The 26,337-nt window shown below is 48.6% G+C and carries 22 protein-coding genes; 12 read left to right on the forward strand and 10 right to left on the reverse strand.

From position 1 onward, the window contains the following. Nucleotides 1–299: 299 nt before the first annotated feature. Genes ABT56_RS13595 through ABT56_RS13605 form a run of 3 tightly spaced genes read left to right on the forward strand, consistent with a single transcriptional unit; the run spans nucleotide 300 to nucleotide 5,516 of the window. Nucleotides 300–1,331 (forward strand): efflux RND transporter periplasmic adaptor subunit, encoded by a 1,032-nt coding sequence (locus ABT56_RS13595; RefSeq protein ID WP_205626088.1) that lies wholly within the window; start codon nucleotides 300–302, stop codon nucleotides 1,329–1,331. A gap of 1 nt (nucleotide 1,332) precedes the next feature. Next, nucleotides 1,333–2,421 (forward strand): efflux RND transporter periplasmic adaptor subunit, encoded by a 1,089-nt coding sequence (locus tag ABT56_RS13600; protein WP_047879432.1) that lies wholly within the window; start codon nucleotides 1,333–1,335, stop codon nucleotides 2,419–2,421. A gap of 2 nt (nucleotides 2,422–2,423) precedes the next feature. Then, complete coding sequence (locus tag ABT56_RS13605; protein ID WP_047879433.1) at nucleotides 2,424–5,516, forward strand: efflux RND transporter permease subunit; 3,093 nt, start codon at nucleotides 2,424–2,426, stop codon at nucleotides 5,514–5,516. 94 nt (nucleotides 5,517–5,610) lie between these two features. On the opposite strand, the gene pyrC is transcribed toward ABT56_RS13605, so the two are convergent. Both pyrC and ABT56_RS13615 read right to left on the reverse strand, forming a co-directional pair. Then, a complete protein-coding gene (pyrC, locus tag ABT56_RS13610) occupies nucleotides 5,611–6,642 on the reverse strand; it encodes a dihydroorotase (protein ID WP_047879434.1) in 1,032 nt (343 codons plus the stop codon). A 207-nt stretch (nucleotides 6,643–6,849) separates the two neighbouring features. After that, nucleotides 6,850–8,853: a methyl-accepting chemotaxis protein gene (locus ABT56_RS13615; protein ID WP_047879435.1), complete on the reverse strand. Its 2,004-nt coding sequence runs from the start codon at nucleotides 8,851–8,853 to the stop codon at nucleotides 6,850–6,852. 343 nt (nucleotides 8,854–9,196) lie between these two features. On the opposite strand from ABT56_RS13615, the gene hinT reads away from it, so the two are divergent. The 5 genes from hinT to ABT56_RS13640 all read left to right on the forward strand — a co-directional run bounded on the left by hinT (nucleotide 9,197) and on the right by ABT56_RS13640 (nucleotide 13,052). After that, on the forward strand, nucleotides 9,197–9,547 hold the full coding sequence (gene hinT / locus ABT56_RS13620; protein WP_047879436.1) for a purine nucleoside phosphoramidase: 351 nt from the start codon (nucleotides 9,197–9,199) through the stop codon (nucleotides 9,545–9,547). A gap of 152 nt (nucleotides 9,548–9,699) precedes the next feature. After that, a complete protein-coding gene (locus ABT56_RS13625; protein WP_053062492.1) occupies nucleotides 9,700–11,085 on the forward strand; it encodes a COG3014 family protein in 1,386 nt (461 codons plus the stop codon). Next, the gene (locus ABT56_RS13630; protein ID WP_047879437.1) at nucleotides 11,085–11,471 is read left to right on the forward strand and encodes a YcfL family putative periplasmic lipoprotein; all 387 of its coding nucleotides are present in this window, start codon (nucleotides 11,085–11,087) and stop codon (nucleotides 11,469–11,471) included. Before ABT56_RS13625 ends, ABT56_RS13630 begins: the two co-directional genes overlap by 1 nt. 85 nt (nucleotides 11,472–11,556) lie before the next feature. Next, on the forward strand, nucleotides 11,557–12,150 hold the full coding sequence (lpoB, locus tag ABT56_RS13635) for a penicillin-binding protein activator LpoB (RefSeq protein WP_047879438.1): 594 nt from the start codon (nucleotides 11,557–11,559) through the stop codon (nucleotides 12,148–12,150). Nucleotides 12,151–12,182: 32 nt separating this feature from the next. Continuing rightward, nucleotides 12,183–13,052, forward strand: coding sequence for a phosphotransferase (locus tag ABT56_RS13640; RefSeq protein ID WP_053062493.1), 870 nt, complete (start codon nucleotides 12,183–12,185; stop codon nucleotides 13,050–13,052). A gap of 70 nt (nucleotides 13,053–13,122) precedes the next feature. Here ABT56_RS13640 and ABT56_RS13645 read toward each other — a convergent pair whose 3' ends face one another. Both ABT56_RS13645 and ABT56_RS13650 read right to left on the reverse strand, forming a co-directional pair. Further along, entirely contained in the window at nucleotides 13,123–13,629 is a 507-nt protein-coding gene (locus ABT56_RS13645; RefSeq protein WP_047879439.1) for a GNAT family N-acetyltransferase, read from the reverse strand. Next, nucleotides 13,626–14,204: a TetR/AcrR family transcriptional regulator gene (locus ABT56_RS13650; protein WP_047879440.1), complete on the reverse strand. Its 579-nt coding sequence runs from the start codon at nucleotides 14,202–14,204 to the stop codon at nucleotides 13,626–13,628. Before ABT56_RS13650 ends, ABT56_RS13645 begins: the two co-directional genes overlap by 4 nt. A gap of 386 nt (nucleotides 14,205–14,590) precedes the next feature. On the opposite strand from ABT56_RS13650, the gene ABT56_RS23285 reads away from it, so the two are divergent. After that, nucleotides 14,591–15,772 (forward strand): leucine-rich repeat domain-containing protein, encoded by a 1,182-nt coding sequence (locus ABT56_RS23285; RefSeq protein ID WP_053062494.1) that lies wholly within the window; start codon nucleotides 14,591–14,593, stop codon nucleotides 15,770–15,772. Nucleotides 15,773–16,129: 357 nt separating this feature from the next. Here the strand turns inward: ABT56_RS23285 and ABT56_RS13660 are convergent, their stop codons facing one another. The 3 genes from ABT56_RS13660 to trmY all read right to left on the reverse strand — a co-directional run bounded on the left by ABT56_RS13660 (nucleotide 16,130) and on the right by trmY (nucleotide 20,595). Continuing rightward, complete coding sequence (locus ABT56_RS13660; protein ID WP_084722285.1) at nucleotides 16,130–17,629, reverse strand: hypothetical protein; 1,500 nt, start codon at nucleotides 17,627–17,629, stop codon at nucleotides 16,130–16,132. Next, nucleotides 17,629–19,284 carry a hypothetical protein gene (locus tag ABT56_RS13665; RefSeq protein WP_047879441.1) on the reverse strand — a complete coding sequence of 552 codons (1,656 nt, stop codon included), beginning with the start codon at nucleotides 19,282–19,284 and terminating at the stop codon, nucleotides 17,629–17,631. The genes ABT56_RS13660 and ABT56_RS13665 overlap by 1 nt, the downstream gene beginning before the upstream one ends. Nucleotides 19,285–19,995: 711 nt before the next feature. Next, a complete protein-coding gene (gene trmY, locus ABT56_RS13675; RefSeq protein WP_047879443.1) occupies nucleotides 19,996–20,595 on the reverse strand; it encodes a tRNA (pseudouridine(54)-N(1))-methyltransferase TrmY in 600 nt (199 codons plus the stop codon). 340 nt (nucleotides 20,596–20,935) lie between these two features. On the opposite strand from trmY, the gene ABT56_RS13680 reads away from it, so the two are divergent. The 3 genes from ABT56_RS13680 (at nucleotide 20,936) to ABT56_RS13690 (ending at nucleotide 24,179) form a co-directional block, all read left to right on the forward strand. Further along, nucleotides 20,936–21,787 (forward strand): DUF6279 family lipoprotein, encoded by an 852-nt coding sequence (locus ABT56_RS13680; protein ID WP_047879444.1) that lies wholly within the window; start codon nucleotides 20,936–20,938, stop codon nucleotides 21,785–21,787. 97 nt (nucleotides 21,788–21,884) lie between these two features. Continuing rightward, nucleotides 21,885–22,427, forward strand: coding sequence for an alpha/beta hydrolase YcfP (gene ycfP, locus ABT56_RS13685; protein WP_047879445.1), 543 nt, complete (start codon nucleotides 21,885–21,887; stop codon nucleotides 22,425–22,427). A 462-nt stretch (nucleotides 22,428–22,889) separates the two neighbouring features. After that, nucleotides 22,890–24,179 carry an NAD(P)/FAD-dependent oxidoreductase gene (locus ABT56_RS13690; protein ID WP_047879446.1) on the forward strand — a complete coding sequence of 430 codons (1,290 nt, stop codon included), beginning with the start codon at nucleotides 22,890–22,892 and terminating at the stop codon, nucleotides 24,177–24,179. 93 nt (nucleotides 24,180–24,272) lie between these two features. Here the strand turns inward: ABT56_RS13690 and ABT56_RS13695 are convergent, their stop codons facing one another. From ABT56_RS13695 to ABT56_RS13705, 3 genes are all read right to left on the reverse strand, one after another. Then, nucleotides 24,273–24,746 (reverse strand): BamJ family beta-barrel-assembly machinery protein, encoded by a 474-nt coding sequence (locus ABT56_RS13695; protein WP_047879447.1) that lies wholly within the window; start codon nucleotides 24,744–24,746, stop codon nucleotides 24,273–24,275. 82 nt (nucleotides 24,747–24,828) lie between these two features. Continuing rightward, nucleotides 24,829–25,386 carry a GNAT family N-acetyltransferase gene (locus tag ABT56_RS13700; RefSeq protein ID WP_047879448.1) on the reverse strand — a complete coding sequence of 186 codons (558 nt, stop codon included), beginning with the start codon at nucleotides 25,384–25,386 and terminating at the stop codon, nucleotides 24,829–24,831. A gap of 102 nt (nucleotides 25,387–25,488) precedes the next feature. Further along, nucleotides 25,489–26,322, reverse strand: coding sequence for a peptidoglycan binding protein CsiV (locus ABT56_RS13705; RefSeq protein WP_047879527.1), 834 nt, complete (start codon nucleotides 26,320–26,322; stop codon nucleotides 25,489–25,491). Between the last annotated feature and the right edge of the window lie 15 nt (nucleotides 26,323–26,337).

The following is a 26,337-nucleotide window of genomic DNA, read 5'->3' on the forward strand; positions in this document are numbered from 1 at the left end:
CGGTTCAGTATTATATTTATCAGTGATAGGTATTGACTGAGCCGTTAAATAAAATCTTTCCTTCTCTTTCTTCTTTCTTCTTTCTTCTTTCTTCTTTCTTCTTTCTTCTTTCTTTGTCCTATCTATATCTCGATTTTGCAATAAAAGTGCCATTTTGTTGTTTTTTGTGTTGCGTATTGTAAACATGTTGTTGTCGTTGAACTATATTATATCCAAGCTACGGTGGTTATAAGTCGATGAAAAATCGATGAACGCGACTGATAACAAGAAAACGACGAACAGAGGACATTATGGGACGCATGGTATTAGCCTCGGTTGTACTGGCGCTGTCAGTACAGGGCTGTGGCGAAAAGGAAGTGGTTGTTCCCGAACCCGATTCAAGGCCCGTCAAGTTGGTATCGGTATCGGTGGGTAACAATGAGATGATCAGGACATTTCCGGCTGTCGTCGAAGCGGGTGATAAGGCGGTACTGGCGTTTCGTGTTTCTGGACTGCTGGACAAAGTGAATGCCCACCCCGGCGATATGGTCAGGCGGGGGCAGGTTCTTGCCCATCTCAATACTGACGAGCTGAGCCTGCTGGTAGAGCAGGCTCAGGCAAACTACGAGCTAGCCTTTGTCCAGTTTAAGCGCGATAAGGAGCTGCTCAAAACGAATGTGGTTTCCGAACTGGATTTCGACCGCTCGCAGGCTGAGCTGAATCAGGCCAAGGCGGATTTGGACAAGGCTAAGGCTAATCTCAGCTATGCCAGCCTCGTAGCCCCGTATGATGGCACCCTGTCGTTGTCCTTGGTGGAGAACTATGAATATGTCGCGGCCAAGGAGCCGGTCATGCATATTCAAAGCGCAGGGGTGATTAATGTGACCTTCCAGCTGCCCGATCAACTGCTTGCCCGTTTCGAACACCAATCCAATTTTGACCCCAACCCGAGTGTCACATTCGATACCATTGCCGACCAAGAGTTCTCTGCTGATTTCAAGGAAATCGATACTGAAGCTGACGAAAAAACATCCAGTTACAAGGTGACTCTGTCGATGGCGCGGCCAGAAGACTACAACTTGCTGCCGGGGATGGCGGGGCACGTGCGTATTGCCTTGCCTCACGGGGCAATGGGGTCGATACCTGATCGCGCTATTGTTCGCGAGGGAAATAAAACCTATCTCTGGAAGGTGGATGAACAGGGCATTGTCAGCAAAGTTGCAGTGATTTTGGATGATCGACGCCGGATTGTTTCCGGGTTGGACGATGGTGACTTGATTGCGACATCGGGGGTAGCGGAATTGACGGACGGCCAAAAAGTGAGGGCATGGGTCAAGGAGAGGGGATTGTAGGATGGATAAATATCGTATTTTACCTTTCTTTGTGCTGGCAGCGGGTGCGGTGCTGTCAGGTTGTGAGAAGGCCGAAGTTGAGCCCAGAACTATCATCGCTCCGGTCGCTGTAGCCGAAGTGAAGCTTGCACAGGCCGCGCCGCAATTGACTTTTCCTGCGGTGGCGGCGGCAGCCAATAAGTCCAGTTTATCGTTTCGGGTGGCCGGCGAGGTGAGTTTTATTGCCGTTCGGCCGGGGGACAGGGTGAAAAAAGGCCAGCTCTTGGCGCGGCTGGACCCGACGGATTACAAACTGGGTGTTGACGATGCCCAAGCCAAGTTCAATGTGTCAGATAGTCAGTACCGGCGTTCTGCCAAGCTGGTTAAGCAAGGGTTTTTACCCCAATCTCAGTTTGATGAACTCAAAGCCCAGCGTCGAATTGCCAAGGCAAGGCTGGATTTGGCCAAGCTTGATCTGACATTTACCCAGTTGCTGGCACCGTTTGACGGTGTTATTTCGCGGGTGCCTGTTGAGCAGTTCGAAAATATCCAGGTGGGTCAGATGGTGATGAACATACACCGTGCCGATCAAGTGGATGTGATTATTCAGGCCCCCGATATGATTTATTCGCAAAGTACAGCTGTGGAAGTGCAAGATTCCAAGCCCGGTGCTCGAATTATCTTGAGTGACGGTATGGAATATAAGGCGTTTCTCAAAGAGTTTACCACCGAGCCTGATCCCGATCTGGGATCCTTCCTTGTCACCCTGACGATGCCGATGCCGACAGATCGTTTTATTCTCGACGGCATGGCAGTCGAGGTACGGGTCGATGCGCAAAAACTGAACGTCTACCGTGAGGGTGAGCCGGTGATCCCGCTTGAGGCGGTCTTCAACGAGGATGGTGATGATCTGGCATTGGACAACAAGTTTGTTTGGGTTGTTAATGGCGACAATACCGTGTCTAAGCGCAAGGTGGTCACCGATAAGGTTGTACCTAACGGGGTTCGCCTATTGAGTGGACTCAGTGCCGGCGAGCGGATTGTTGTCGAGGGGGGTAACCGCCTCCGAGAAGGACAGCAGATCACTATTGTGGGCAAGGAGGCAAGCTGATCATGAAGCAAGATATCGCAGCCTATTTTATCAAGAATAAAGTGATCAGCTGGATGTTGACGCTTATTTTTCTGATTGGCGGAACCATGTCGTTTTTCGGTTTGGGACGGTTGGAAGACCCCGCTTTTACCATCAAAGATGCGATGGTCGTGACGGCTTATCCCGGAGCCACGCCGTTGCAGGTTGAGGAGGAGGTGACCTATCCCATAGAGAAAGCGATTCAGCAGCTGACCTATATCGATGAGGTCAATTCCGTTTCCAGCCGTGGCTTGTCGCAAATTACCGTAACCATGAAGAATAATTACGGGCCGGATGATTTGCCGCAGATCTGGGATGAGTTGCGGCGTAAGGTTAACGATCTCAAGCCGTCGCTGCCGCCCGGGGTGCAGGAGCCTCAGGTGATTGATGATTTCGGGGATGTGTTCGGGATCCTGCTGGCGGTGACCGGTGATGGCTACAGTTACAAGGAGCTGAGCGATTATGTGGATTATCTGCGGCGGGAGATCGAGCTGGTTGACGGCGTCGGCAAGGTGTCGGTGACGGGAACCCAGCAGGAGCAGGTCTTTATCGAGATTTCGATGCAGCGTCTGAGTAACCTTGGTATCTCTCCACAGACCATCTACGGCATTTTGGAAACCCAAAACTTGGTCACCAGTGCCGGGGCGGTCAGGATCGGCAATGAATATATCTGGGTTCACCCGACGGGAGAGTTCCAAAATGTGGATGAGCTCGGGGATCTGATCATCACCGAATCCGGTGCGGCAGGGCTGATATATTTGCGTGACGTAGCCGATATCAAACGGAGCTTCAAGGAGGTTCCCGATAACCTTATCACCTATAACGGCAAGCAATCGCTGCAGGTTGGGATCTCGTTTATCGAAGGGATCAACGTGGTCGAGGCGGGGACGCGGGTCGAGCGGCGCTTGCAGGAGCTGCGCGAGCAGCAGCCCATAGGGATTGATATTGGGGTGGTGTACAGCCAGCCGACAGAGGTCGACAAATCCGTCAGTGGTTTTGTCGTCAGTTTGGGCCAGGCCGTGGCGATTGTTATCATCGTGCTGCTGTTCTTTATGGGGCTGCGATCTGGATTGCTGATCGGTCTGATCTTGTTGCTGACGGTGCTGGGGACATTCGTGTTCATGAAATGGATGGCCATAGATCTTCAGCGTATCTCCCTCGGGGCGCTGGTTATCGCGCTCGGTATGCTGGTAGATAACGCCATCGTGGTGGTCGAAGGGGTCTTGATAGGGATGCAGAAGGGGCGAACGCGGATGCAGGCCTCGTCCGATATCGTGACCCAGACCAAGTGGCCGCTGCTGGGGGCGACGGTAATTGCGGTAATGGCGTTTGCACCTATAGGCTTGTCGCAGGACTCGACCGGGGAATACTGCCGGACCCTGTTTACGGTGCTGCTGGTTTCCCTGATGCTCAGCTGGTTCACGGCGATTTCGCTGACCCCATTCTTCTGCGATTTGTTTTTCAGGGGAGTGAAGACCAGCGGTGATGGCGATGATGTGGATCCCTATGCCGGTAAGCTGTTTGTTTGGTACAAGGCGTTTCTTGAATTTTGTATGAAGCGGGCATGGCTGACCGTGATAGTGCTGGTACTGATGCTAGGGGGCAGTCTGTATGGCTTTACCTTGCTCAAGCAGTCATTTTTCCCGGCATCGACCACCCCGATGTTCATGGTGGATGTCTGGTTGCCTGAAGGCACGGATATTCGCGCCACTAACACCACCCTCAAGGAGCTAGAGGAAGTCATCGCCAAGGATGACAAGGTTGTTTATGTCAGCTCCAGTGCCGGTAAGGGCTCACAGCGTTTCATGCTGACCTACTCGCCGGAGAAGAGTTACTCCTCGTATGGTGAGTTGATTATTCGGGTCAACAGCTTTGAGGATGTGGTTCCGGTCATGGCCAAGCTGAGTCAGGTACTGGATACCCGTCACCCCGAGTTGGAATACAAGCTCAAGCAAATCATGCTGGGCCCATCTTCCGGCTCCAAAATCGAGGCGCGCTTGGTCGGCCCCGATCCGACTGTCTTGCGTGGCTTGGCCAAGCAGGTGGTGGATATCATGAATGCCGATCCCGGTGCATTTAACATCCGTCATGACTGGCGTGAGCGAAACAAGGTGCTAGAGCCTATTTTCAATGAGAGTCAGGCGCGCCGTTACGGTATTACCAAAAAAGACGTGGATGATCTGCTGCAGATGTCCTTCACGGGCTTGACGGTCGGGGTATATCGCGATGGCACCAACTTGATGCCGATTATCGCCCGCCTGCCTGATGAGGAGCGGGTGGATGTCAGCACCATTGAGGGGATGAAGATTTGGAGCCCTGCGATTCAGGGTTACATTCCGCTGCAACAGGTGATCTCCGGGGTCAATATTCGTTGGGAAGATCCGCTTATCAACCGCAAGAACCGCAAGCGGATGCTGACGGTAATGGCCGACCCTGATCCGCTGGGCGATGAGACTGCTGCCACGGTACAGGCACGGATCCAGCCGCAGATTGAAGCGTTGGCCTTCCCGCCGGGGTATGCGTTGGAGTGGGGCGGCGAATATGAATCATCGGCCGATGCCAAGGCTTCGCTGTTCCAGACCATGCCGATGGGCTATTTGGTGATGTTCCTGATCACCATCTTCTTGTTCAACAAGGTCAAGGAGGCGCTGATTGTGTGGGCAACGGTTCCGTTGGCCGTTATCGGGGTGACAACCGGGCTGCTATTGCTCAATACCCCGTTTGGCTTTATGGCCCTGCTGGGCTTTTTGAGCTTGTCGGGAATGTTGGTCAAAAACGGGATTGTGCTGCTTGATCAAATCGAGATTGAAATTGCCAGTGGCAAGGATAAATACCTTGCTGTAGTCGATGCGGCGGTGAGCCGTGTTCGTCCGGTCTGTATGGCGGCCATTACGACGATTCTGGGTATGCTCCCGCTATTGCCTGATGTTTTCTTCAAGCCAATGGCCGTGACAATCATGTTTGGACTGGGCTTTGCTACCGTTCTGACCCTGATTGTGGTGCCCGTATTGTACCGCTTGTTCCATCATGTGCCGTTGCCCGGCGAGGTAGCAGCCAAACCTGCGCCCGCGCAGTAGAGCTATGGGCTATGAAACGAAAAAGGGGGCGAAAGCCCCCTTTGTGTTATTACGGTCGTTGTGTCACTAAGAACATAGTGTTGCGGCGATTGGATTATTCCGCGACTTTCCAACGCATAGTTTCCCCTGCGCGGATAGGGACGACAACATCATTGCCGAAACTCATTGTCTCGGGAACCGACCACTCTTCTTTTGCTAGGGTAATGGTGTCGGTATTGGCTGGCAGGCCGTAGAAGGCAGGGCCGTTGAGGCTGGCAAAGGCTTCTAGTTGGTCGAGTGCGCCTGCCTGCTCGAAGACTTCGGCATACAGTTCGATGGCTGCGTGGGCAGTGTACGAACCGGCACAGCCGCAAGCAGATTCTTTACGGCCTTGGGCGTGTGGTGCTGAATCGGTGCCAAGGAAGAATTTCGGGTTGCCGCTGGTTGCTGCTTCTACCAGCGCATGCTGGTGGATATTGCGCTTTAGGATTGGCAGGCAGTAAAAATGCGGGCGGATACCGCCAACCAGCATGTGGTTGCGGTTGAACATCAGGTGGTGAGCCGTGATGGTTGCCGCCACGTTCGGTCCGGCATGTTTGACGAACTCGACGGCTTCTCGAGTAGTGATGTGCTCAACCACAATTTTGAGGTTTGGCATTTTTTCCACGATTGGGCCGAGTACGGTATCGAGGAAGGTTTTTTCACGGTCGAAGATGTCGACGTTGTGGGTTGTCACCTCGCCGTGGATCAGCAATAACATACCGACTTCTTGCATGGTTTCCAAAACAGGGATCAGTTTGTCGATATCGGTGACACCGGAATCGGAATTGGTGGTGGCTCCGGCAGGGTAGAGCTTGGCAGCGTAGACATGGCCGGTGGCTTTGGCCTTGCGGATTTCGTCAGAAGTGGTGTTGTCGGTGAGGTAAAGGGTCATGAGGGGAGAGAAATGGGCTTGGGGCTGTTCGGCAAGAATTCGATCGCGGTAGGCCAGGGCTGCATCGGTTGTGGTCACCGGCGGGACAAGGTTTGGCATGATAATAGCGCGTCCCATATAGCGGCTAATATCGCGAACCGTGTCATTAAGCACGTCGCCATCACGTAGATGGGTGTGCCAATCATCCGGGCGCGTGATCGTCAATGTCGTCATAGTACTTCCCTCCAAAAAAATCGACCGATTCTAAATCCTTCGCGATAGCCTTGTAAAGGTGGATATGCATGGTTGTGAACTATCTGATTATTAAAATGCCAATCGTTTGCCTCTTGTTGGCCGTAACGCGCTGATCATTGTCATTTTTGTCGGGTAGGGAGTCACTGCCGGACGACTGGCGTCCGGCAGGATGGTGAGAGAGGCGGGCTATAGCTTGAATTGTTGCACGAGGTCGTTTTGCTGCTGGGCAAGGGTATCGAGCTTGGTGCTCGCGTCTGATACTTCCTCCATTGCCGCGTAGTTGGTATCGGCGATGTGGCTGATATCTTCCAAGGTCCGGGCTATTTCGGTGGTGGTGCTGCGCTGTTCCTCGGCGGCTTGAGCAATTTGGGTGCTCATTTGGCTGATATCAAGAATGATGGCCTGAATCTCTTCCATCGCGCTGTTGGCATCGGAGGCAAGGGCAACGCTGTTTTCCATTTCGGTGACGCAGGTTTGCATGACCGCCACCGCTTGGCCTGAGCGTGACTGAAGGCTCTGGATCATCTCTTCGATTTCGCTGGTGGAGTCGGTGGTACGCTTGGCGAGGATCCGAACTTCGTCGGCGACAACGGCAAAGCCACGTCCCTGATCGCCCGCCCGTGCAGCCTCGATGGCGGCATTGAGGGCCAGCAGGTTGGTTTGGTCGGCGATATTGCGGATCACATCCAGAATAGAGCCGATGTTACTGCTCATGCTCTGGAGGTTGGAGACCGCCTGCACCGACTCGTCGAGGCGCTCGGCAAGCTGGTGAGTGGTGTTGATATTGCGGCTCATCACCTCGCGCCCGGTATTGGATGCCTTTTCGACGTTCTGTACCCGGGCCATAGTGTGCTGGGCGCTGTTGGACACATCCGTGACCGATTGTTCCATTTCGGTCATTGCCGTTGCCACTGAGGCGGTTTGCTGGCGCTGTTCATTGAGCCGCTGCTTGGCTTGGCTGGTGGTGGTATGGTTCTCCGCAGCCACCGACGTCAGCCCTTGCGAGGCTTCGCTCAGTTTGCCGAGGATTTCCTGAAGCTTGTCGGCGAGGGTGTTGATATCAACGGCAAGGGTATTGAACTCGCTGAATTTGCTGCTCGGGCTACGTTGGGTCATGTCGCCACGGGCAAGAGATTCAAGGGTTTTTAGTACGGCATTGAGGGGGTTGCGCACGCTACGAGACAGGTTCCAGCCAATGGCCAGCGCGAACAAGATGGCGACGGAGCCCATCATAATCGCGTTGTTGAGGCCACGCTGGTAGGTATTGTCCGCGGTGACGATTGCCTGGTTCATAAGCTGGTTGGCCTGATCGTTGAAGCTGTTGAGGTGCTTGGTGGCCTCGTCGATCTCACGGGCAAGGGTGGTGATGTTCTGGTAGAGCTTATTGCGGGCCGATATGTAACGGGCATGGTTGTCGAGCACGCCGCCGCTTTTGCCGATGTCACGCGAATACTGCTCGATGGTCTCTGCGAAGACGGATTTGAGTTGCGGCATCATCGCGCTCAGGCTGCGGTATGCGTTGTTGAGGTGGTTGACGTAACGTTTGTTGTCGCGCACGGCTTTGTCGATGATCGCCATGTCTTCGGTTGCCAGCGCATCGGAGGTAATGGCCTCGGTTTGCTCGAGTTTGATGAAGTAGTTCTTGGCGATCATTTTGACCGAGATGCTGTCTTGCTCGTTGACGAAGTTCTTCATCTTCCCGTCGAGCTCGCCGTGGAGCTTCTGGAAACGTCGGGTGGCTTTCTGGCGCTCGGCTTGAGCTTCGAGCTGGTTGCGGTAGTTGGTCATCGCCTGTTCGGCCTCGGCGAAATACCGTTGCTCAAGGGCTTTGAGGGCGGCAAGCTGGCTGGTGAGGTTGGCGTTCCCCTCACTGGCGGTGATAAGGCGTTCGAGAGCTTGGTTGAATTCCACTTGGGATTGGGCGAATTGGTTGGTGTAGGCCCGCATCCGTTCAGGGTTTTGGCTGGTCAGATAGTCTTTGAAGACTTTGTCTGCAGCCAATAGCTTGACGCTGGTTTGGTTGGAAAGCGAAACCAACGGCAGCGCTCGGGCTGTGACTTCCTGAAGTTGTTGGTGGATGGTACTCGTCCCGTTTAGCGTGATAGCTAGCGTGGTAACGAAGAGCATTAAGAGTATGGCAAAACCTATGTACATACGGCGTATGACAGAGGGTTTCTTTGTTGTCTTCATATTGTCCCTAAAAAATAATGCCAGTAAGCGACAGCGAACTTACTCAAAAATGTAAAATACGAAGATATTGTAATGTAGTGCCTTCGTATAAATCGTGATACTCAGTCCACGGCAAGTCCTTGGTTTGCCAAAGATTGGGCATAACTGACACAATTTATAAAATAGTCAGTTACAACGATAATAACGGAAATAATCCCCCGCATTCTTTGAGCTCTGCATCAAAAAATGGCGCTGAAATTGAAAATGGGGTGGAAAAATCATTTCAAACAGTGTTCAATATTGTCATGTGGGATTTTGTCGAGCATACTGCTGTTGAATCAAATAATGATAAATGGAGTATGACATGGCCGAAGAAACCATTTTCAGCAAAATTATTCGCAAGGAAATTCCGGCTGACGTGGTGTACCAAGACGACTTGGTGACAGCGTTCCGTGATATTAACCCTCGTGCGCCAAGCCACATTTTAATCATTCCTAACAAGCTTCTGCCTACAGTGAATGATGTGAAAGAAGAAGACGAGCTGATGATGGGCCGCCTGTTTACCGTTGCGCGTAAGTTGGCTGAACAAGAAGGTATTGCCGAAGATGGCTACCGCCTGATTGTTAACTGTAATGCCTACGGTGGTCAGGAAGTGTACCATCTGCATATGCACCTTCTGGGTGGCCGTCCTCTGGGCCCAATGCTTGTAGGCTAATGCTTAGCCGCTGGTATCGGAAAAGCGTATAACGCGGTACCAGTAAGGAACTTCAAGCTGAAGATAAAGTCTGAGTGGCAGGTAATGGCGTGGCGGGATACCCCCTAGACGCTCTATCAGTACTCAGACTTTTTATTAAGGTGAAAACAAAAATGTTGAAGTATGCTGCCATTGCGGTGCTTTCTTTGAGCATGACAGCGTGTGCCAACCTGTCGGCTCAGAATTTGTTCAGTCATTACAGCGCCGCTAATGAGCAGGCGTATCAGGCAATGCAGCAAGGCCATTATCAACAGGCTTTGGCGGCATTACCTGATGCGCCCGCGGGCGATATCCTCGATGGTATGGAGCGGGGCCGGGTAGGCTTTGTTGCTGGCGCTTATCCCCTGAGTTTTTCTTCATTGCAGCACGCCGACAACGCGGTTAAAGCGCAACAGCAGGCGGCTGAGTATCAGGTGTCTGAAGGGCTCAACCAAGCCGGCTCCTTGCTGACCAACGATAACATGATCACCTACAAGCCCGCCGATTATGAGCTGGGTTTCCTTCATCTTTACCTGGCTCTGAATTATATCCAGCAGCGCGATCTAGAAGGGGCGCTGGTGGAGGTTCGCCGTGCCAATCAGGTTCAAATGGCTGCCCGCAAAGAGCGGCAGGCCGCACTCGAAAAAGCCGAGCAGACGGCACAATCCAACGGCCTTAGCCAGAACCTCGGCGCAGTGCTGGCGCGTTACCCACAGGTGGGTGACATGCTGGGCAATGTTCAGAATGGGTATTTGTTCTATCTATCTGGCTTGCTCTATGAGGCGAACGGTGATTTGAACAACGCGTATATTGACTATACTCGCGCGTTGGCCGTTGCGCCTAACAACCGCTATGTCGCCCAGAGCGTGCTGCGCTTGGCCACCCGATTGGATATGGTCGATGATCTGCCATCGCTGAAAGCTCGTTATGGCCGTTACCAGCCATTGCCTCGGGGCCAAGGCCGAGTGGTCGTGCTTGATGAGCAAGGTGTCGTCATGGCGCTTGATGGCTGGCGATTACCGCTATGGCTGCCGAGCAGCCAAGGCTATGGGGCTATGTACAATCTGGCTTTGCCTTACTACCCTCAGACCGCGCTTCCGGCCTACTCATCATTGCGTCTGGGCAACCAAGCACTTGCTGAGCAGCCATTGGCGAATATCAACGGGATGGCGCAATATAGTTTGCATGAAGCGTTGCCGACACTGGTTGTGAGGCAGATGCTTCGCGCGGTTGCCAAGAACGAAGTACGCAGGGCCTCCGCCCAGCAGGGGGATGATCTCGGCAATGCGCTGGCGAATATTTTTAACACTTTGACAGAACAACCGGATACACGCAGTTGGCAAACACTGCCTGCTGCGGTGGGGCTTGCCCAGCAGGATGTCGCTGCCGGGCAGTATACGCTTGACTGGAACGGCCATCAGGTAGCAGTACCTGTGAAGTCTGGCCGGACAACATTGGTATGGGTATCTCGGCAGGGAAGTGCGCTAACGGGATGGTCAGTATTATTGGGAGATAATTGATGAGATTTTTACTTGTGTTGGCCGTAGTGATGGGGCTGGTTGGCTGTTCAGCGACAACATCCGGCATCAGCATTGAAAGCAGCAACCAAAGTGTGGTGATTGGCAATCCGGATTTGGCGAGGCGCCTTACTATCGAGCAGGCCGCAGTAAGCTCGGTGAATGGTCTGCTCAAGGCTTCGGTGCCGGTATCCAGTTCCACCGACAGTGACTTGAAGCTGCAATACCGTTTCTATTGGTATGACGCCCAAGGGTTAGAAGTGAGTGGCAGTGATAGCCCGTGGCGACAGGTTGTCTTGCATGGCAAGGATCGTATGACTTTGCAAGCCGTAGCCCGCCAGTCCAAGGCGACCCAATACCGTATTTATATCCGCAAGGCCGACTACTAATAAGCGGCACCGGTTTCGAACAACTGAATGTTAGGGGAATGACGAGGTGGTAAGGCTGCCGAGTCGTAAGTGTATAGGTATGAAAATGAAGAAAAGTGTAATTGCCTTGATGGGCGTAGTGGCCCTGCTTGGCGGGTGTGCCCAGAAAGTGAGTTATGGCGATGCCCAAGAAGTCGAAACAACGACCATCGAATTCGGTTCGACCGATCTACAGAAGATCGCCGAGGAGATGACCGACAGCATGCTCTCTTCCGGCTCGGTTGCCTATATTACCGGTAACAACAAGCGCCCGATCATCATGGTCGACAGCATCAAGAACAAGACCAGCGAGCACATTGACACTGAGTCAATCACCGATTCGGTCAGCACCCGTTTGCTTAATTCGGGCAAGTTCCGCTTTGTGGATATGACCCGCGTCGAGTCTGTGCGCAAGCAGCTTAACTTCCAAAACAACGACGAGTTGGTGAACAAAAGCACAGCTATCCAGTTCGGCAAAATGGTCGGTGCCGAGTACATGCTGTACGGCAACTTGTCGAGCATTGTGAAAAACGCAGGCAGCGACAAAGACGTTTACTACAAGATGACCATGCGCTTGATGGATTTGGAAACGGGCCTTATCGAGTGGGCTGACGAAACGGAAATCCGCAAGCAAGAATCAAAAAGCCTACTTGGCTGGTAATTGGTAGTAGCTGATAGGCAGGCGATTTTCCCATGAAAAAGAACAACTCGGCTGGCTGGGCAGAAAGCCCCGTGGCCCTGATTTCACTGCTGGGGGAGCGCCTGCCATCAGTACATGTCTTGCAGGCAACACCGCTGCATGGTGGCCTGAGTAACCGTTGTTACCGCATTCAGGCCGAACATGCCGGCCAACCACTTCACCTTGTGTGGCGACCCAACTCTCCGGCGAGCGAGGCGTTTGGGGTATCTCGCCAGCACGAGGCTGCAATACTGTCACAGCTTGAGTCCACATCGCCCTTGTTGGCCCCTGCGTTGTTTGTCGCTTTGCCCGAAGGCATTTTGGTGGAGTGGGTAGAAGGGGAGATGGCTGACGATCAGCTCGATACCGCTTCGTTGTTATCCTTGCAGGTTGCGGTACATCGCCTGCCGCCGCCATCATGGCGGTTGGACTGCCGCGAACGAGGCGTGCATTACTGGCAAGCCTTAGCTTCAGAGCTCAAGGACGTCACATTGCACCGCATTCACCACCGATTTCAAGCTGCGCCCACTCTGCAATGGTTCGGGGACACTTGCTGCCATCATGATCTCGGTCGTTACAATATTATCGTCGGCGATCCGCTGCGGGTGATTGATTGGGAGTACGCCAGCGCTGGTGATCCATCGCTGGATTTAACCATGACGATTGCCGCCAACGGGCTAGATCCCCACAACGCCGTGCTCCAGTATTGCCAAGCGGCAGGTATTGTCGCCCCTACGGAGATTAAGCACTGGCACCAAGCCGTTGCTTACTGGCAGCCGTGGTGTGAATACTTGGCCTTGCTCTGGTATCTGCTGGGCTGGCAGCATTGGCAGGAACCCACTTACCTAGAACAAGCCGAAATCCTGAAACAGCGCTTGGCATGATGTGTCAGGTGCCGTGAGACACCTGACGTTTAGCGGGCTATCTAATGATATCCGAGGTTCTCTTCTCTATTTAGATTTGTTCGCTTGGCTCTTTCCACATCAATGGGTCTGCAAAAGGACCTGATATGCTAGAGGTCGACTCACCTAATTCACTTAAGGTGCCGGGAGTTAGTTCTCGGGCGAACCAACATTCTACCGGTGCCTGAGTTTCAACGGGGAACCCGACTTTGTGAGGCGTGTTATACCTGTTGCTGTAATGCTTGGGATCACCCAATACAAAAATTGCATCAGCATTTAGTTGTTTCTCTGCCTCTTCCATGAGTCGGGTAGCGTAACCTTGTCCCTGATATTCGGGTAATACGGCCAGAGGGGCTAGGATGTAGCACTTCAGGTGTGGTGCGGCATCTATGGTGATAGGGGTATAGCATGCATGTGCTACGCCTTCATAGACGATAGAGAAACTGTTATCGGCTATCAGGTTATCCGCAAAATCGGCATATAGCTTTGCGTGCTGCTCAGTATAGTAGGCAGTTTCGGCTGCGAAGGCTTCGTATTGTATTTCGTGTGGCGTTTTCATTTTCGTTTTTCAAAACCTAAAAGTAATAAGTATTTGTTGATAAAACGATTTTTGATTGTCTCTATGGGGTAATCATTTTTGTAGAATACGTAATTCAAAGCGATACCATCAATTTCAGCTATCAACATATGGCTGTCGACAACCCCATTTGCTGTCGGTATTTCTTGTAAGATCGACTGGAATTGGTCCAACATCTTCTGATATCTGTCATCAATTAAATCTTTCAAGATAGCTCGCGTCGTCGGTTGACTGAGAAGTTGAAATTCAAATTGGTAAGACAGGTGTCTTTCAGTCATAGCCATCGTCAGAAAGATCTGCTCCAGAAGGTTTACCAACCGTTCTAAAGCCGGTAGTCCTTCATTTTGCGGGGCAATATCGTTTTCAACTTCATTAATGACCTCCGCCATGTGGATAAACACGGCTCTTAGGAGTTCATCTTTATTACTAAAGTGATGGAAAACGGCGCCTTTTGATACTTCGGCATGCGTGCAAATTGATGAAATTGAAGTGTTTTCATAACCATGAGTTGCAAACAGTTCGATGGCTGACTGAATAATTTGGTTCTTTTTGCTCATAAGACTTATCAATAACTAAGTTAACAAACCGACCGGTCGGTATGTAATGTACATAAAGCGACCTCTGTTTACAAGTTTGCTCTCCATTTGTTCAGTTAAGCCAGGCTGCTAGGGCTGTTCTCTCTGTAATGTAGGGGGAGGTGGCAACAAACACTCGCCCTCCAGCTCTCTTACAAACCCCCCTGAAATCATCACAAACGTTCAATCGTGTTTATAGCTACACCTGTTTCAGTATCTGATAGGTTTTTTCATCAAAATGGTCATATATGGTATCGGGCTGTAATACATAGAGCGAAATTACGATGATAAAAAAATAACTATGTGAAAGAGGGTCAGTGAGGATATATTTCAGATATTACTATTTTTGTTTAAGTAAGAAGTTAAGAATGAACCAAGCACATACCCTTACATTGGATGATGTAAAATTTGATGTAAGTACAGGTACGATCGAAAAATATACGAGCGATTATAAAAACATTGTTATACCTGATCATTTTGATGGTACACCTGTCACTTCAATCGGTTCTAGTGCGTTTATAACAGAATTTTATAACGTGCTGATGGATAACACTTACGGTTTAACCAGTGTGACTATCCCTAACTCTGTGACATATATAGGGAATTATGCGTTTCAATTTAATTTATTAACGAGTGTTATTATCCCTGAATCTGTTACTTATATTGGTTCTAACGCGTTTGCTAATAATTCTTTAACAAGCGTGATTATTCCTGACGCTGTGACCTCTATAGAGGATGCTGCGTTTGAATGCAATGAATTAACGAACGTAACTATTCCTGAATCAGTGACTATTATTGGCTGTCGAGCTTTCAAAGGTAATTTGTTAAAGAGTGTAACTATTCCTAATTCTGTTCTTGAAATAAGAGATGGTGCGTTTCAAGGTAACTTATTAACGAGCGTGACGATTCCTGATTCAGTTGTTGAGCTAGGAGCGAGTGCATTTGAATTTAATTTGTTAACAAACGTAACCATTCCTGATTCTGTTACTAAAATTGGGGATTATGCGTTTTATCGTAATAAGTTATCAAGTGATTCACCTGTAATCGATAATAGTAGTGAAAAGCAGCCACATATCCTGACACGAGATGACGTAGAGTTTAATCATAGTACAGGCACAATAGTTAAATATATGGCCAATTATAAATACATTGTTATTCCTGAGGTATTAGACGGAACGCCTGTGAAGGCTATTGGTGCTGAGGCTTTTGTAAAATACACTTATGATAGTGAGCATGATAAATATTATGATCACACAGGTGAAGAACGTGGTTTTTATGAATGTGATGGCTGCAGCGTCTGTCTTCGTACTTATGATGAATATTGTGAAGAATCACATGAAAATCACACCGAATGTGATGGTTTTGAGGATCGTGAGGGATGGCCTTTTGTTGAGGATGAACAATTACGGAAGGTGACTATCCCTAATTCTGTTACTTCTATTGGGGATTATGCATTTGCAAATAATGCCTTAACGGAAGCAGACGTTATCATTCCCGACACTGTTACTATCGGAGATAGTGTCTTTTGTGAATTTAATGTTTATGGGTGAGGGAGTTTGGCCACTGCATTGGCAAGAGCCAGCCTTGAGCTGTCCGAAATCTTGAAATAACGTTTAGCATAGTTTGACATAAGGTGTCAGGTGTTACGAGTTATACACCTGAAGGGTAGGGCTGTTTTCTCTGTATTTGGCATTTGACAAAAAGACTCCCCCTTTTTCAAGGGGGAGTTAGAGGGGATTGTACGTGAGAGTCACATCAGGCTAATAGCGATACAAATTAATCCGATAAAAAGTCGATATTTTGAATGTCGCTTTAGAGTTGAAAGTGAGTATGAAAAATCATACCCCAATTTTAAGCTACTCCTTCAGATAAGAAGAACTAATTTGGGAAATAACTTATAATTTTTATTAAGTGGCTAGTTTTTTTAACTCAGCATTTAAGTATTCATCAACAGCATCAACATCAATATGACCAGTGTTGTGCCAAGCATATACTTCTTTTAGAGCTAAAGTGCCAAATCGCGCCCAACCAATTAGGTTGGTTCTTAATAAAAATTGCACCATATCGCCACCTGACTTAAGTGCTGCATCGCCTGCATCAATTAAACAGAGTGTGCCGTGAGCAACCAATAGCATTCGTCGTAATTCTGGATTACTCGTAGAAGGAATACACTCCAGCCACGGCTTTTTGTGATAAAAGCGCTGCTTGCTTGTCCACATTAGCCGGGTTAAAAGTTCTGTAATCAGAACAGGGATTGCCATGGCAACGCCGTGTCTCAAATCGTAACCTTTTTCGAAAACTTGTGTAGCTACAGTAGCAAAAGATTGTTTGTGTTGGCTGAATTCACCAACATCAAGTAGTAGCAGTAAATTATAGAAAGGGATTGGAATACCCGCACCACGACCTGATGCACCAGAAGAACCGGCCATGTCAGAGAATAGATGCCCCAGCCAGTTGGTAAAGCCAGAAAAAATTTTGGCTATAAAGTTTCCGCCTTTTAGTTCATGGGTCTCCGTATCAATAGTGATGATCTGACCGTTTGAGATAAAAGTTGAGGTATCAGTAAATTGATTTAAAATAGAGAAAAATAGACCAACGAGGTCGGGGGAATGCCCCAGACTTTTTAAATGGTGATTTTTAGGCGAAAGATTTTTGACTGCGCCATCTGTCCCGTTTTTACCAAACGTGGTTGCTTGGTCATAATTAACTTTGAAGTTACGTTCTAAGTAGCCAATAGCACTCTTCGTTGAATTTCCTCCATCTTTACCCCCTTGCCAACCGCATACTGACGCAAATTTTTCAACAGCTGAGTCAACGGCAGAATCTGCAACTTTGGTGAGCTTTCCTTCTCCGGGCATACCAACGAAGAACACATCGATAAGCCCACCAATGACACCGCACGTGCCAGCGATGAGATAATCATACTTGTCACATTGAGCATTCTTGATAGTGAACTCGTCTTTGATCCGTTTTTCGAGCTCAATTCTCTGAATTGGCGACATCAGAGTAGTAAAAGGATCGGCACTTAAGTCAACGTAGTTGTTTAAGGCATACTGTTGAACCAATTGCTGGTATTGTGCCCAGTTCATGTTTTCATTGAAATCAAGAGTATCGAGCAAGGCTACTGGCAATATGGTGGGTGTTGCGTGAGTGTGTGCGACGGAGCTTTCTAGGTCGAATAACTCTTGGGTAATGTCAATTTCTTCAGCTAATTGCGAATTAATACTTTGGTTCTCCAGCATCATATCCAAATCGGCGAGTGCCAGATCAAGAGCATTATTATTGGATTGTTGGTTTTGCTGCAAAGCATTAAGCACGGCATCTAGCTCGCTTAGTTTATTTTCCGATTGATCCAGCTGGTGCTTTTGCACCAGCATGGCCGAAACGTGTTCGTCTCGTTTAGTCACTATGAAAATATCCCTGACAATTTCCCTTTGATGACATCAGCTGCTTTGAAGTAGCCGATGGCCTCAAAGATTTTGGCAAGTTTTTCCATGTCTAAAGTAGAGATATCTTGTTTTAGAGTGAGTACCTTTACGGTTACAGTCTCACCGTCTTGTTCACGCTCAATGGTTTTCTCTTCGTAGAAAGACATAATAATAGTGTAAATTTGCTGCTTAGTTGCCTCACGAGTAAGTGATTGAAGTTTTTCGTGATTAAGTTCTTTTGGACACTTTAGCTTGAAGCATTTACTTTGAGTAGCGTCACCTTTTTGTGTAAGCACATTACCAGCGGAGGTCAACAGTTTTACTTTTTGTAAAAGCAGTTTTACTTTTTCGTCTTGAGCACCGTGAGAAAGAATTGTCTCGTTTAACTTGATGGTAATGAAGTTAATGTCTTCCATTAAGTGCGATACGGTTGCTTGAGTCTGCTTAATAACCTCATTGAGCATCAGTTCTCTGCGTTTGGTCTTATCAAGTTCATTTGCTCCCGTTAGATGTTTAATACCTTTGTAAGCACCTACACCCAGTAGAACTGCAACACCAATACCTGTTGCCATACTTGAGAATCCGAGAGCACCGCCCAAGCCAAGTGTTGCAAGACCTGATGTTAAACCAGCTGCCGACATGCCGACTACTGAGCCAGAAAGATAAACTGCAGCTAGCGGAACGCCTACAGCGCCTGCTTTTGCACCAAGCTCTTTTAATCCGCGAGATAGTGCATCGTCACTAAAGTCATCATTGAGCATCTTAAAGTCAAGCTTGAGAGCATCGATGATTAGTTCAACTTCGTTATCACTGATATTGAAGAGATAATTGTTGTCTTTAAAGAATGCAAAATTTTCATGCTGTCCATTGTTCACGCTCATGAAAACACTGAACAGATCTTTAACGAGCGAAATCTTGACGGATTTATTGTGGCTAGGTGTGCAGGTTTCATCGATGGTTTGCATCAGAGATTCTAGGTTCTCTAGCTCACTGGTTGTGGTGATGTACTCTCTCAGCGCAAAACGTGATTCAGAGCTAAGTTCTAAGCGAGTCATGAGCAGAAGTATTTGAGCAAATTCATCTTTGTCGACCTCGCCGTCGTCAGAGTACGCCATGTTCACTATGACTTTTAAGTACGCAACTTTGAGTTCTTCCGGCATTTCGGATAGTGCAACTAACTGATTCTCTTCTTCGAAAGTATCAAATTGACTGTTGATGGTGTTCAAAAGTTCAGCGAGCTTTTCAAGATTACATTCACTGATGTGTTCGACTTTAAAGGTGGAGCCATCTTTTTTAGTGATTGTCGTGTACTCAGTGATTTTTTCTTTACCTTTATCATTAGTGGTTACGCTGCGGACATATTCAGCAGTTTCTAGATCGCTAAAGTTTACCATTTCAGGTGATTGAAATGCTGGTTTATAGACCATTTTTTCACCGGTAAATGCGAGGCCATCTTTACCACTGCCAAACACTGTGTTGTCGATTAATGCAATGACAGAGCCAACAGCATCATGTAGACACATTGATTTAGCCGCATTGTTGAGCTTTTTTTCTGGAATATCTGGTGCGATGTGGAGGCCTTTATTCGCAACTTGGTTGATATTATCTTTAATAAATACATTTATGTTTTGCATTGCAATACCTGAGATTTAGATAAACGATTTTAGGCGTTAGCTCGATTACAAATCATGAAGTATGACCTAAAGTTCACTCTAACATGACAAGTTGAAATGATTTTACCTTTAGGTGGTTGTATATTCTGTGAGGTTTAACACATGGATTTAAAATGAAAGCAACTCAATGACAATGGCAATTTTTAAAACTTGCGTTTAGATGTCATATGGTTTTTTCTGAAATTAATAATGTAGCATTTCGTAATAGGTATTAATGATGATTTACGGAAGTCAAAATACATATGGCACAGAAGTGCTTTTGGGCTAGTCGATTTTTAGATATTTTGCATAAAGTGAACCTAGTATTACATACCAAGGATGAATTATTTTTCAATTGTGTGCATAGGATGATTTTCGTTAATATTAGGAAATGTATGGCAAATTTTTAAGGAGCGTGGTTAAAACTCTTTGTGAAAATAATAATTCAGCCACTATCTATCAAACTCAGCCCTGCGAACAAACCAGCCCCGAATTGAATTGCCACATTCATGATCTTGCGAACATATTAGGGTTTGATTTTTTAAATGCTGAATATGATCTAACCACTCTAGTGGCGAGTGGTGTAGGGGAAAAAGGGAAATGAGTATTGAATGGTAGCATTGGCAAGAGCCTGCATTAAGCAGGCTCAAATGCTAACAGAGCGGTTTGTACCGTTCTGTGTTGTCTTGGGTCTTATTCTCGGCGATCGAATTCATTATGAATAAGAACAACACACTGCGAAGCAAATAGCATTTTTGGTCCGAGGCTAATTTTGTGTGTATCAAGACGCTTTAGGCTATTCCAGCTCTTTTTAGGCATTGGGATATGATCCGTCAAGATAAAGCAAGCATTGCCCGTCAATGGTTCATCACGAATATCATTGCCCTTTTTATCGAGTAAATAGAGCGTATATTCTTCTGCCAGTCGCTGAACCAATTTTTCAAAGCTGATAGTTTCGACAGAAAGACCCGCCGAGACGTTTCGGCTCTCTTCTTTTTTCATGCCCGCCGAAAACTCTAGCGCTTTAGCAATTAATGCGATCAACGCTGACTCATGAAAACCGCCAATATTGACGAGTTTGGATGATTCAAAACATAAGGTACGTGAAAAATCAGCGGTGCTTTCAATGACCAAATAGACTATCACGTCATCACGATGAGACTGAGCCGTGAAAATCGCATTCATCAATACATGGGCAAGAATTTCAGAATGAGCGTCGTTACCCACTCCCGCAACGAAAGTCTTAGGGTCAGTAGAGGCGGCACGAGCACGGATTACAAAGGCTTTTTTCATAGATAACCATTAGATAGCAAATTTGTTAGTTATATAAACGATGCATGATTTCTTGTCTATTAATAAATTTAATTATCGAAATAGCTCAATTTTTGTCAGCGTTCACGCATCCACATTGCATTGATTCTAAAAAGTGGTGAGTTTACAAGTCAATAGAGGATGGATGCTCGCTGGTTGCTGACGGGTTAAGGTGTTGAATTAATAGGTATATTCATTTCTTGTTGTAATTTTGGCCTGCGTATCTTAACGACAATACCTAGGTGTGTGTTGATCTCCCTGCTACATTGAAACAGTAAGAGTTAACAGGCGAAGTCGATTTCGGTGATATCGAGGTGGGGCGATGGGTGCTCGGATGGGGCGGGGCGTTAAGGTTTTCTTGCTGGTTGTGGCTGCCATACTGGTTGGCTGTACAACGCGGCTGGCCTATAACAATCTTGATTTGTGGCTCTCTTTTCGTATCGATGATTACATCAATATGACATCCGAGCAGGAGGACCGTCTTGATAGCGACCTCTCGGCGGCCCTTGAGCGTCATCGGGCCCAGCAGCTACCGAAAATACATCGGGCGTTGGATCAGCTTCAGGCGGATGTCCAGCTGCCGATGAACTATGGTCACATGGGAAGCTACTACCGCCTGTTTACCGGATTGGGGCAGGACTCTGTGGCGGTACTGGCAATGCCGTTGGCCAACTTGCTGCGTGATCTCGATGAGTCGCAGGTGAACGGCCTCTATAATAAGATGCGTGAGCGGTTTGCTAAACTCGATGCAGAAAGGGCCGCTAAGAGCCCTTCTCAGCGTTTGAGCCAACGGACACAGAGGCTCACCGAGTTTGCCCAGAAGTGGGTCGGTTCGTTGACTCCGCGCCAGCGCCAGCTAATTGCCGAGCTGGCAGGGTATCAGGTGGAAATGACCCCGGTTTTTGTCTCGCTGCGCGATCAGTATTTTAAGGATTTCCAGCAATTGATGTTACAGCGTCGTCAGCCCGGCTTTGAGGCGAAGTTGGCGAGGCTGATGCGGCAGATGGTGTCGCTAGAAGGTCCTAGCTATCAATCCGAGGTGCGCTTCTATTTAAACCGTCGGTTTGAATTGCTGACCCGGTTGAACCACACCTTGTCGGACAGCCAGCGCCAGCGGGCGACGGGGAAGTTGGTCGATCTGCGCAAAGATACTGCGTTATTAATTAACCAGTAGACATGAAAATGCTAGGGGTGTCATGTTTTTCCCTCTTTCATTACTGAGCAAACCTGTTAGATTTGAGGTACGCAAGTAATCACGACAGGGAGAAAGGATGATTATTTATCTGCATGGCTTTGATTCAACAAGCCCGGGTAATCATGAAAAGGTACTGCAGCTTCAGTTTATTGACCCTGACGTACGCTTTGTTAACTACAGTACTCTGCATCCCAAGCACGATATGCAGCACCTGCTCAAAGAGGTGCAAAAACTGGTAGACGAATCGAAAGACGACAAACCGTTGATTTGCGGGGTGGGTCTTGGCGGCTACTGGTCAGAGCGTATCGGTTTTTTATGTGGGATCAAGCAGGTTATCTTCAACCCGAATCTGTATCCAGAGCGCAATATGGAAGGGCGTATTGACCGGCCGGAAGAGTATGCCGACATTTCGACCAAGTGTGTGACGAGTTTCAGGGAAAAGAATGCAGGCAATTGCCTGTGTATTCTTTCCACTCAGGATGAAATACTCGATAACCAGCATACCAGCGATGTGCTGAGTGACCATTACCGGATCATCTGGGACGAAAAGGAATCTCACAAGTTTAAGAAGATTTCCGCACACCTCCAAACTATCAAGACATTCAAAGACGCCCAGTAACCCCGGCATCATGGCAGACGGTGAGAAACAGCCGTCTGCTCCTATCTTTTCATAGCCACCAGTCCCCGAATATCACCATAACGCTCCGATTTTGACGCTCATCGTTATTGCACGTTAGCTATTTACCGATCGCAAAACGTACGTTTTTGATGGCGTCGCAAGGCGGCATCCGTATACATTGTTGCTTGGTATTGTGCCACTTAGCACGAAAATTTGGTTGATTTGAGGCTACTTTGATCTTAATCAATTAATTCTTGCCATGAAATAATATTGGCATATAATGCAGATCTTAACTTTTTTTGATGCATGTCAAAAAAAGTTGAGTAAATAGAACAAAGAGATGCACTAAAGCATCCCAGAGATCGAGAAAGTGACTTGCTGAGGCAAGACGAATTTATTGACTGGATGTGAATCGGGTCAAACAAAAATTATAAATCTTTAAATCTTCAAAGGAGCAATGTGATGACTCGCATTATAGTTGTCGGTGGTGGTGCAGGCGGTTTGGAACTGGCTACCAAGCTTGGTCGAACTCTTGGCCGCAAGGGCCGTGCTAAGGTAACCTTGGTTGACCGCAAGGGAAGCCACCTATGGAAACCGTTGCTGCACGAAGTGGCGACAGGCTCAATGGATGCCGGTGTCGATGCTCTGAGCTACCGCGCCCACGCTAAGAACCATCATTTTGATTTCCAAATGGGCAGCCTGAAAGATATTGACCGTGATCGCAAGGTGATCAAGCTAGCCGAGCTGTATGACAAGCATGACGAGCTATTGATGCCTGAGCGTGAGCTTGAGTACGATATTCTGGTATTGGCTATCGGCTCTACCTCGAATGATTTCAACACCCCAGGTGTTCGCGAGCATTGTATCTTCCTTGATAGCCCAGAGCAGGCGCATCGCTTCCGTACCGAGATGAACAATCAGTTCCTGAAGCTGCACGCCAACAAAGATCAGAAAACCGTTGATATCGCAATTGTCGGTGCCGGTGCAACCGGTGTTGAACTGTCGGCAGAACTGCACAATGCAGTGAAAGAGCTGCGTAACTACGGTTTTGGTGATTTGGACAGCTCTCGCCTTAACGTCAACCTTGTTGAAGCCGGTGAGCGCATTCTGCCAGCTCTGCCTCCGCGTATTTCTGGTGCCGCGCACAGCGAGTTGGTGAAACTGGGTGTGAACGTTCGTACTTCTACTATGGTGACCAAGGCCGACGAGCACGGTTTGACCACCAAAGATGGCGAGCTTATCCCTGCGCGTATCATGGTATGGGCGGCGGGTATCAAGGCCCCTGATTTCATGAAGGATATTGCCGGTCTGGAAACTAACCGCATTAACCAGCTGGTCGTTAAGCCGACACTGCAGACAACCCGTGATGAAGATATCTACGTGATTGGCGATCTGGCATCGTGCGCACAGGAAGACGGCTCGTTCGTACCGCCTCGCGCACAGGCCGCTCACCAGATGGCAAGCCGCTGTTTCTCAAACATTGTGGCTAAGCTAACGGGTCGCGAAGAGAAGCCATATGTCTACAATGACCATGGTTCATTGGTCTCCCTGAGCCGTTTCTCAACGGTTGGTAGCCTGATGGGTAACCTGACCAAGGGCTCGATGATGGTTGAAGGCCGTATTGCCCGCGTGGTGTACATCTCCCTATACCGGATGCACCAAATTGCCCTTCACGGCATATTCAAGACTAGCCTGATGATGCTGGTTGGCCGTATCAACCGCGTATTGCGTCCGAATTTGAAGCTGCACTAATCAGCATTAAATCCTCATGTATTAAAAAGGGACTTGGCCAAGCCAAGTCCCTTTTTGTTTTGTCTGAAAAACCGCTGACAGTGTTAACGTCGATCAGTTGATTTTGAACAGTTCCACGTCAAAGATCAGTACGGAACCCGGCTTGATCACACCCATTGAGCGGTTGCCGTAGGCCAATTCAGCCGGAATGAAAAAGCGGGTTTTCTCGCCTTCTACCATCAATTGCAAGCCTTCGGTCCAGCCTTTGATAACCTGATTCAGGCCGAACTGGATGGTTTCGCCGCGATCAACCGAGCTGTCAAATACCGTGCCGTCAATCAGGGTGCCGTGATAGTGGACGGTCACTTTATCTTTGGCGCTAGGATGCTGAGTGCCGGTTCCTTCTTGCAGCACAAGATACTGAAGGCCGCTGGCCGTTGTTTTAACGCCTTCCTTGTTCTTGTTCTCAGCTAGAAATGCCTGACCGGCCTTGATATTTTCGGCGGCAACTTGCTTGTTGTTTTTGGTGTGCTGGATATAGAAGATAACAAGGCCGACTAAGGCGATGGTTAGAAGAATTTTAAGCACAGGTATTCCTTTCTTGTGGTGGTGGTAGGCTTGATACTAACAGAGCCCTACTGAAGCGGAAAGTTTTCTGATAATGAAAGTATTAATACGCCAGAGGGGGCGAAAAGTCTGATGGGATCAATGAAAACAGAAGCCCGTCTTGGGGGGTATTGTTAATCATGATCCGGTTTCTTGCGGTGCATTCGAATTTGGCTCGGCAGGCTAGCGCGGTACGTTGGCTGGCAAGATTTCCAAGGTGAGTGACGATTTCGATGCGAGTCAACCCGAGTTCCTCGAAACCGTATTGGGCGACGGCCTGAGCCGCTTCGGTGGCATAGCCTTGGCGTTGGGCATCTTGGCGGATCCAGTATCCCAGCTCGGCGGAATTGGTCTGTTCGGAAATATTGCTGAGCGAAGCACTGCCGACAAATTGATCGTTGGCGAAAATCGCAAATTCGTAACCTAGGCAATAGGTCCAATTTTGCATGCTGTGCTGAATCCACTGCTGGGCATCATGCTGATTGTAGCTGGGGGTACACCAAGGGAGCCAAGGATAGAGACTTTCTGTTGAGCTGAGGATAGCCTCGAGCATGTCTTGCAAGTCAGCCTGTTTATAAGGGCGGAGGGTCAGCCTGGCTGAGGTTAGGGGTGATTGGTTCATCTCTGGATCCATCGATGTCGGAAGACAATAGCATATCGTACGTAGCAAATTGAGAGTACAAAAAAGGCTGCATAATGCAGCCTTTTTGACAATGAACGGGGATTATCCGTTGATTTTGCGAATTTGAATGATCATGCCCATCAATGGGTGGTCAAGGTAGTGCGTCTCGCCGCTACGCATCTTGCGTTGCTGGTTAAACTGATAACCTTTGAGGAACTCTTCCACATCCACTTGCTTTTTCACTTCTTGCAAGTGGCCAACCTGAACATTGCCTTCCGTTGCCAGCGGGTCAAGTGTGCTGTCAATGTCAGCCCCAACGACCACTTCGCGGCGGCTTGGCTCGCGTAGCTCAAGATTGGCTTCGGTGAATAGGTAATGCTGAACATAGACCTTGATCGTACCGTCAAGCTCGTACAGTGGGCCGCCGGTGCTCTGGCTGTCAATGCCAGCGTTCAGATCAGTTGCGGCGCTATTGTCGGTTGTGATAATCAGGCCGTCTGTTGAGGTATTGCTGGCAGGCAAAGCCTCTGAGGCTGCACTTGCTGCGGGTATGCCATCAGCCAGAAACTGTGCTGAAAAATCTTTACCGGCAGTAATATGGATACGCGGTGCGGCGGCCTTGCTGAGATCTCCCTGACGCCAGCCAAAATGGGCGAGTGGGGTGAATCCAGCATGTCCTTTCAGTTTGTTGTATTGGTTATTGAGCCGAAAACGGCTCGGCGACATTGGACGAATGCCACGGGCCTTAAGGCGAGCGGTATCACCAAAGTCAATCGCGCTACTGGTGTCGATAGCCGCTTGTTGGTCTGGCCATGATTCGTTGACCTGCTCAGGGGCAATATTGCGCTTGAACAGAATCACCTCAATATCAAATTGTCTGGCCGCGAAGCTTGGTAGGCTGACTACCAATAGCAGCAAATAAATCAGATTTTTCAACATAATACTCCGCAC

This window comes from Photobacterium aquae (assembly GCF_001029445.1).
GTDB lineage: Bacteria > Pseudomonadota > Gammaproteobacteria > Enterobacterales > Vibrionaceae > Photobacterium > Photobacterium aquae.

What these genes read in the sequence shown, in the direction of transcription:
- ABT56_RS13595 (WP_205626088.1), top strand. Translation starts at nt 300, where the DNA reads ATGGTATTAGCCTCGGTTGTACTGGCGCTGTCAGTACAGGGCTGTGGC.
- ABT56_RS13600 (WP_047879432.1), top strand. Translation starts at nt 1,333, where the DNA reads ATGGATAAATATCGTATTTTACCTTTCTTTGTGCTGGCAGCGGGTGCG.
- ABT56_RS13605 (WP_047879433.1), top strand. Translation starts at nt 2,424, where the DNA reads ATGAAGCAAGATATCGCAGCCTATTTTATCAAGAATAAAGTGATCAGC.
- pyrC (WP_047879434.1), bottom strand. Translation starts at nt 6,642, where the DNA reads ATGACGACATTGACGATCACGCGCCCGGATGATTGGCACACCCATCTA.
- ABT56_RS13615 (WP_047879435.1), bottom strand. Translation starts at nt 8,853, where the DNA reads ATGAAGACAACAAAGAAACCCTCTGTCATACGCCGTATGTACATAGGT.
- hinT (WP_047879436.1), top strand. Translation starts at nt 9,197, where the DNA reads ATGGCCGAAGAAACCATTTTCAGCAAAATTATTCGCAAGGAAATTCCG.
- ABT56_RS13625 (WP_053062492.1), top strand. Translation starts at nt 9,700, where the DNA reads ATGTTGAAGTATGCTGCCATTGCGGTGCTTTCTTTGAGCATGACAGCG.
- ABT56_RS13630 (WP_047879437.1), top strand. Translation starts at nt 11,085, where the DNA reads ATGAGATTTTTACTTGTGTTGGCCGTAGTGATGGGGCTGGTTGGCTGT.
- lpoB (WP_047879438.1), top strand. Translation starts at nt 11,557, where the DNA reads ATGAAGAAAAGTGTAATTGCCTTGATGGGCGTAGTGGCCCTGCTTGGC.
- ABT56_RS13640 (WP_053062493.1), top strand. Translation starts at nt 12,183, where the DNA reads ATGAAAAAGAACAACTCGGCTGGCTGGGCAGAAAGCCCCGTGGCCCTG.
- ABT56_RS13645 (WP_047879439.1), bottom strand. Translation starts at nt 13,629, where the DNA reads ATGAAAACGCCACACGAAATACAATACGAAGCCTTCGCAGCCGAAACT.
- ABT56_RS13650 (WP_047879440.1), bottom strand. Translation starts at nt 14,204, where the DNA reads ATGAGCAAAAAGAACCAAATTATTCAGTCAGCCATCGAACTGTTTGCA.
- ABT56_RS23285 (WP_053062494.1), top strand. Translation starts at nt 14,591, where the DNA reads ATGAACCAAGCACATACCCTTACATTGGATGATGTAAAATTTGATGTA.
- ABT56_RS13665 (WP_047879441.1), bottom strand. Translation starts at nt 19,284, where the DNA reads ATGCAAAACATAAATGTATTTATTAAAGATAATATCAACCAAGTTGCG.
- trmY (WP_047879443.1), bottom strand. Translation starts at nt 20,595, where the DNA reads ATGAAAAAAGCCTTTGTAATCCGTGCTCGTGCCGCCTCTACTGACCCT.
- ABT56_RS13680 (WP_047879444.1), top strand. Translation starts at nt 20,936, where the DNA reads ATGGGTGCTCGGATGGGGCGGGGCGTTAAGGTTTTCTTGCTGGTTGTG.
- ycfP (WP_047879445.1), top strand. Translation starts at nt 21,885, where the DNA reads ATGATTATTTATCTGCATGGCTTTGATTCAACAAGCCCGGGTAATCAT.
- ABT56_RS13690 (WP_047879446.1), top strand. Translation starts at nt 22,890, where the DNA reads ATGACTCGCATTATAGTTGTCGGTGGTGGTGCAGGCGGTTTGGAACTG.
- ABT56_RS13700 (WP_047879448.1), bottom strand. Translation starts at nt 25,386, where the DNA reads ATGAACCAATCACCCCTAACCTCAGCCAGGCTGACCCTCCGCCCTTAT.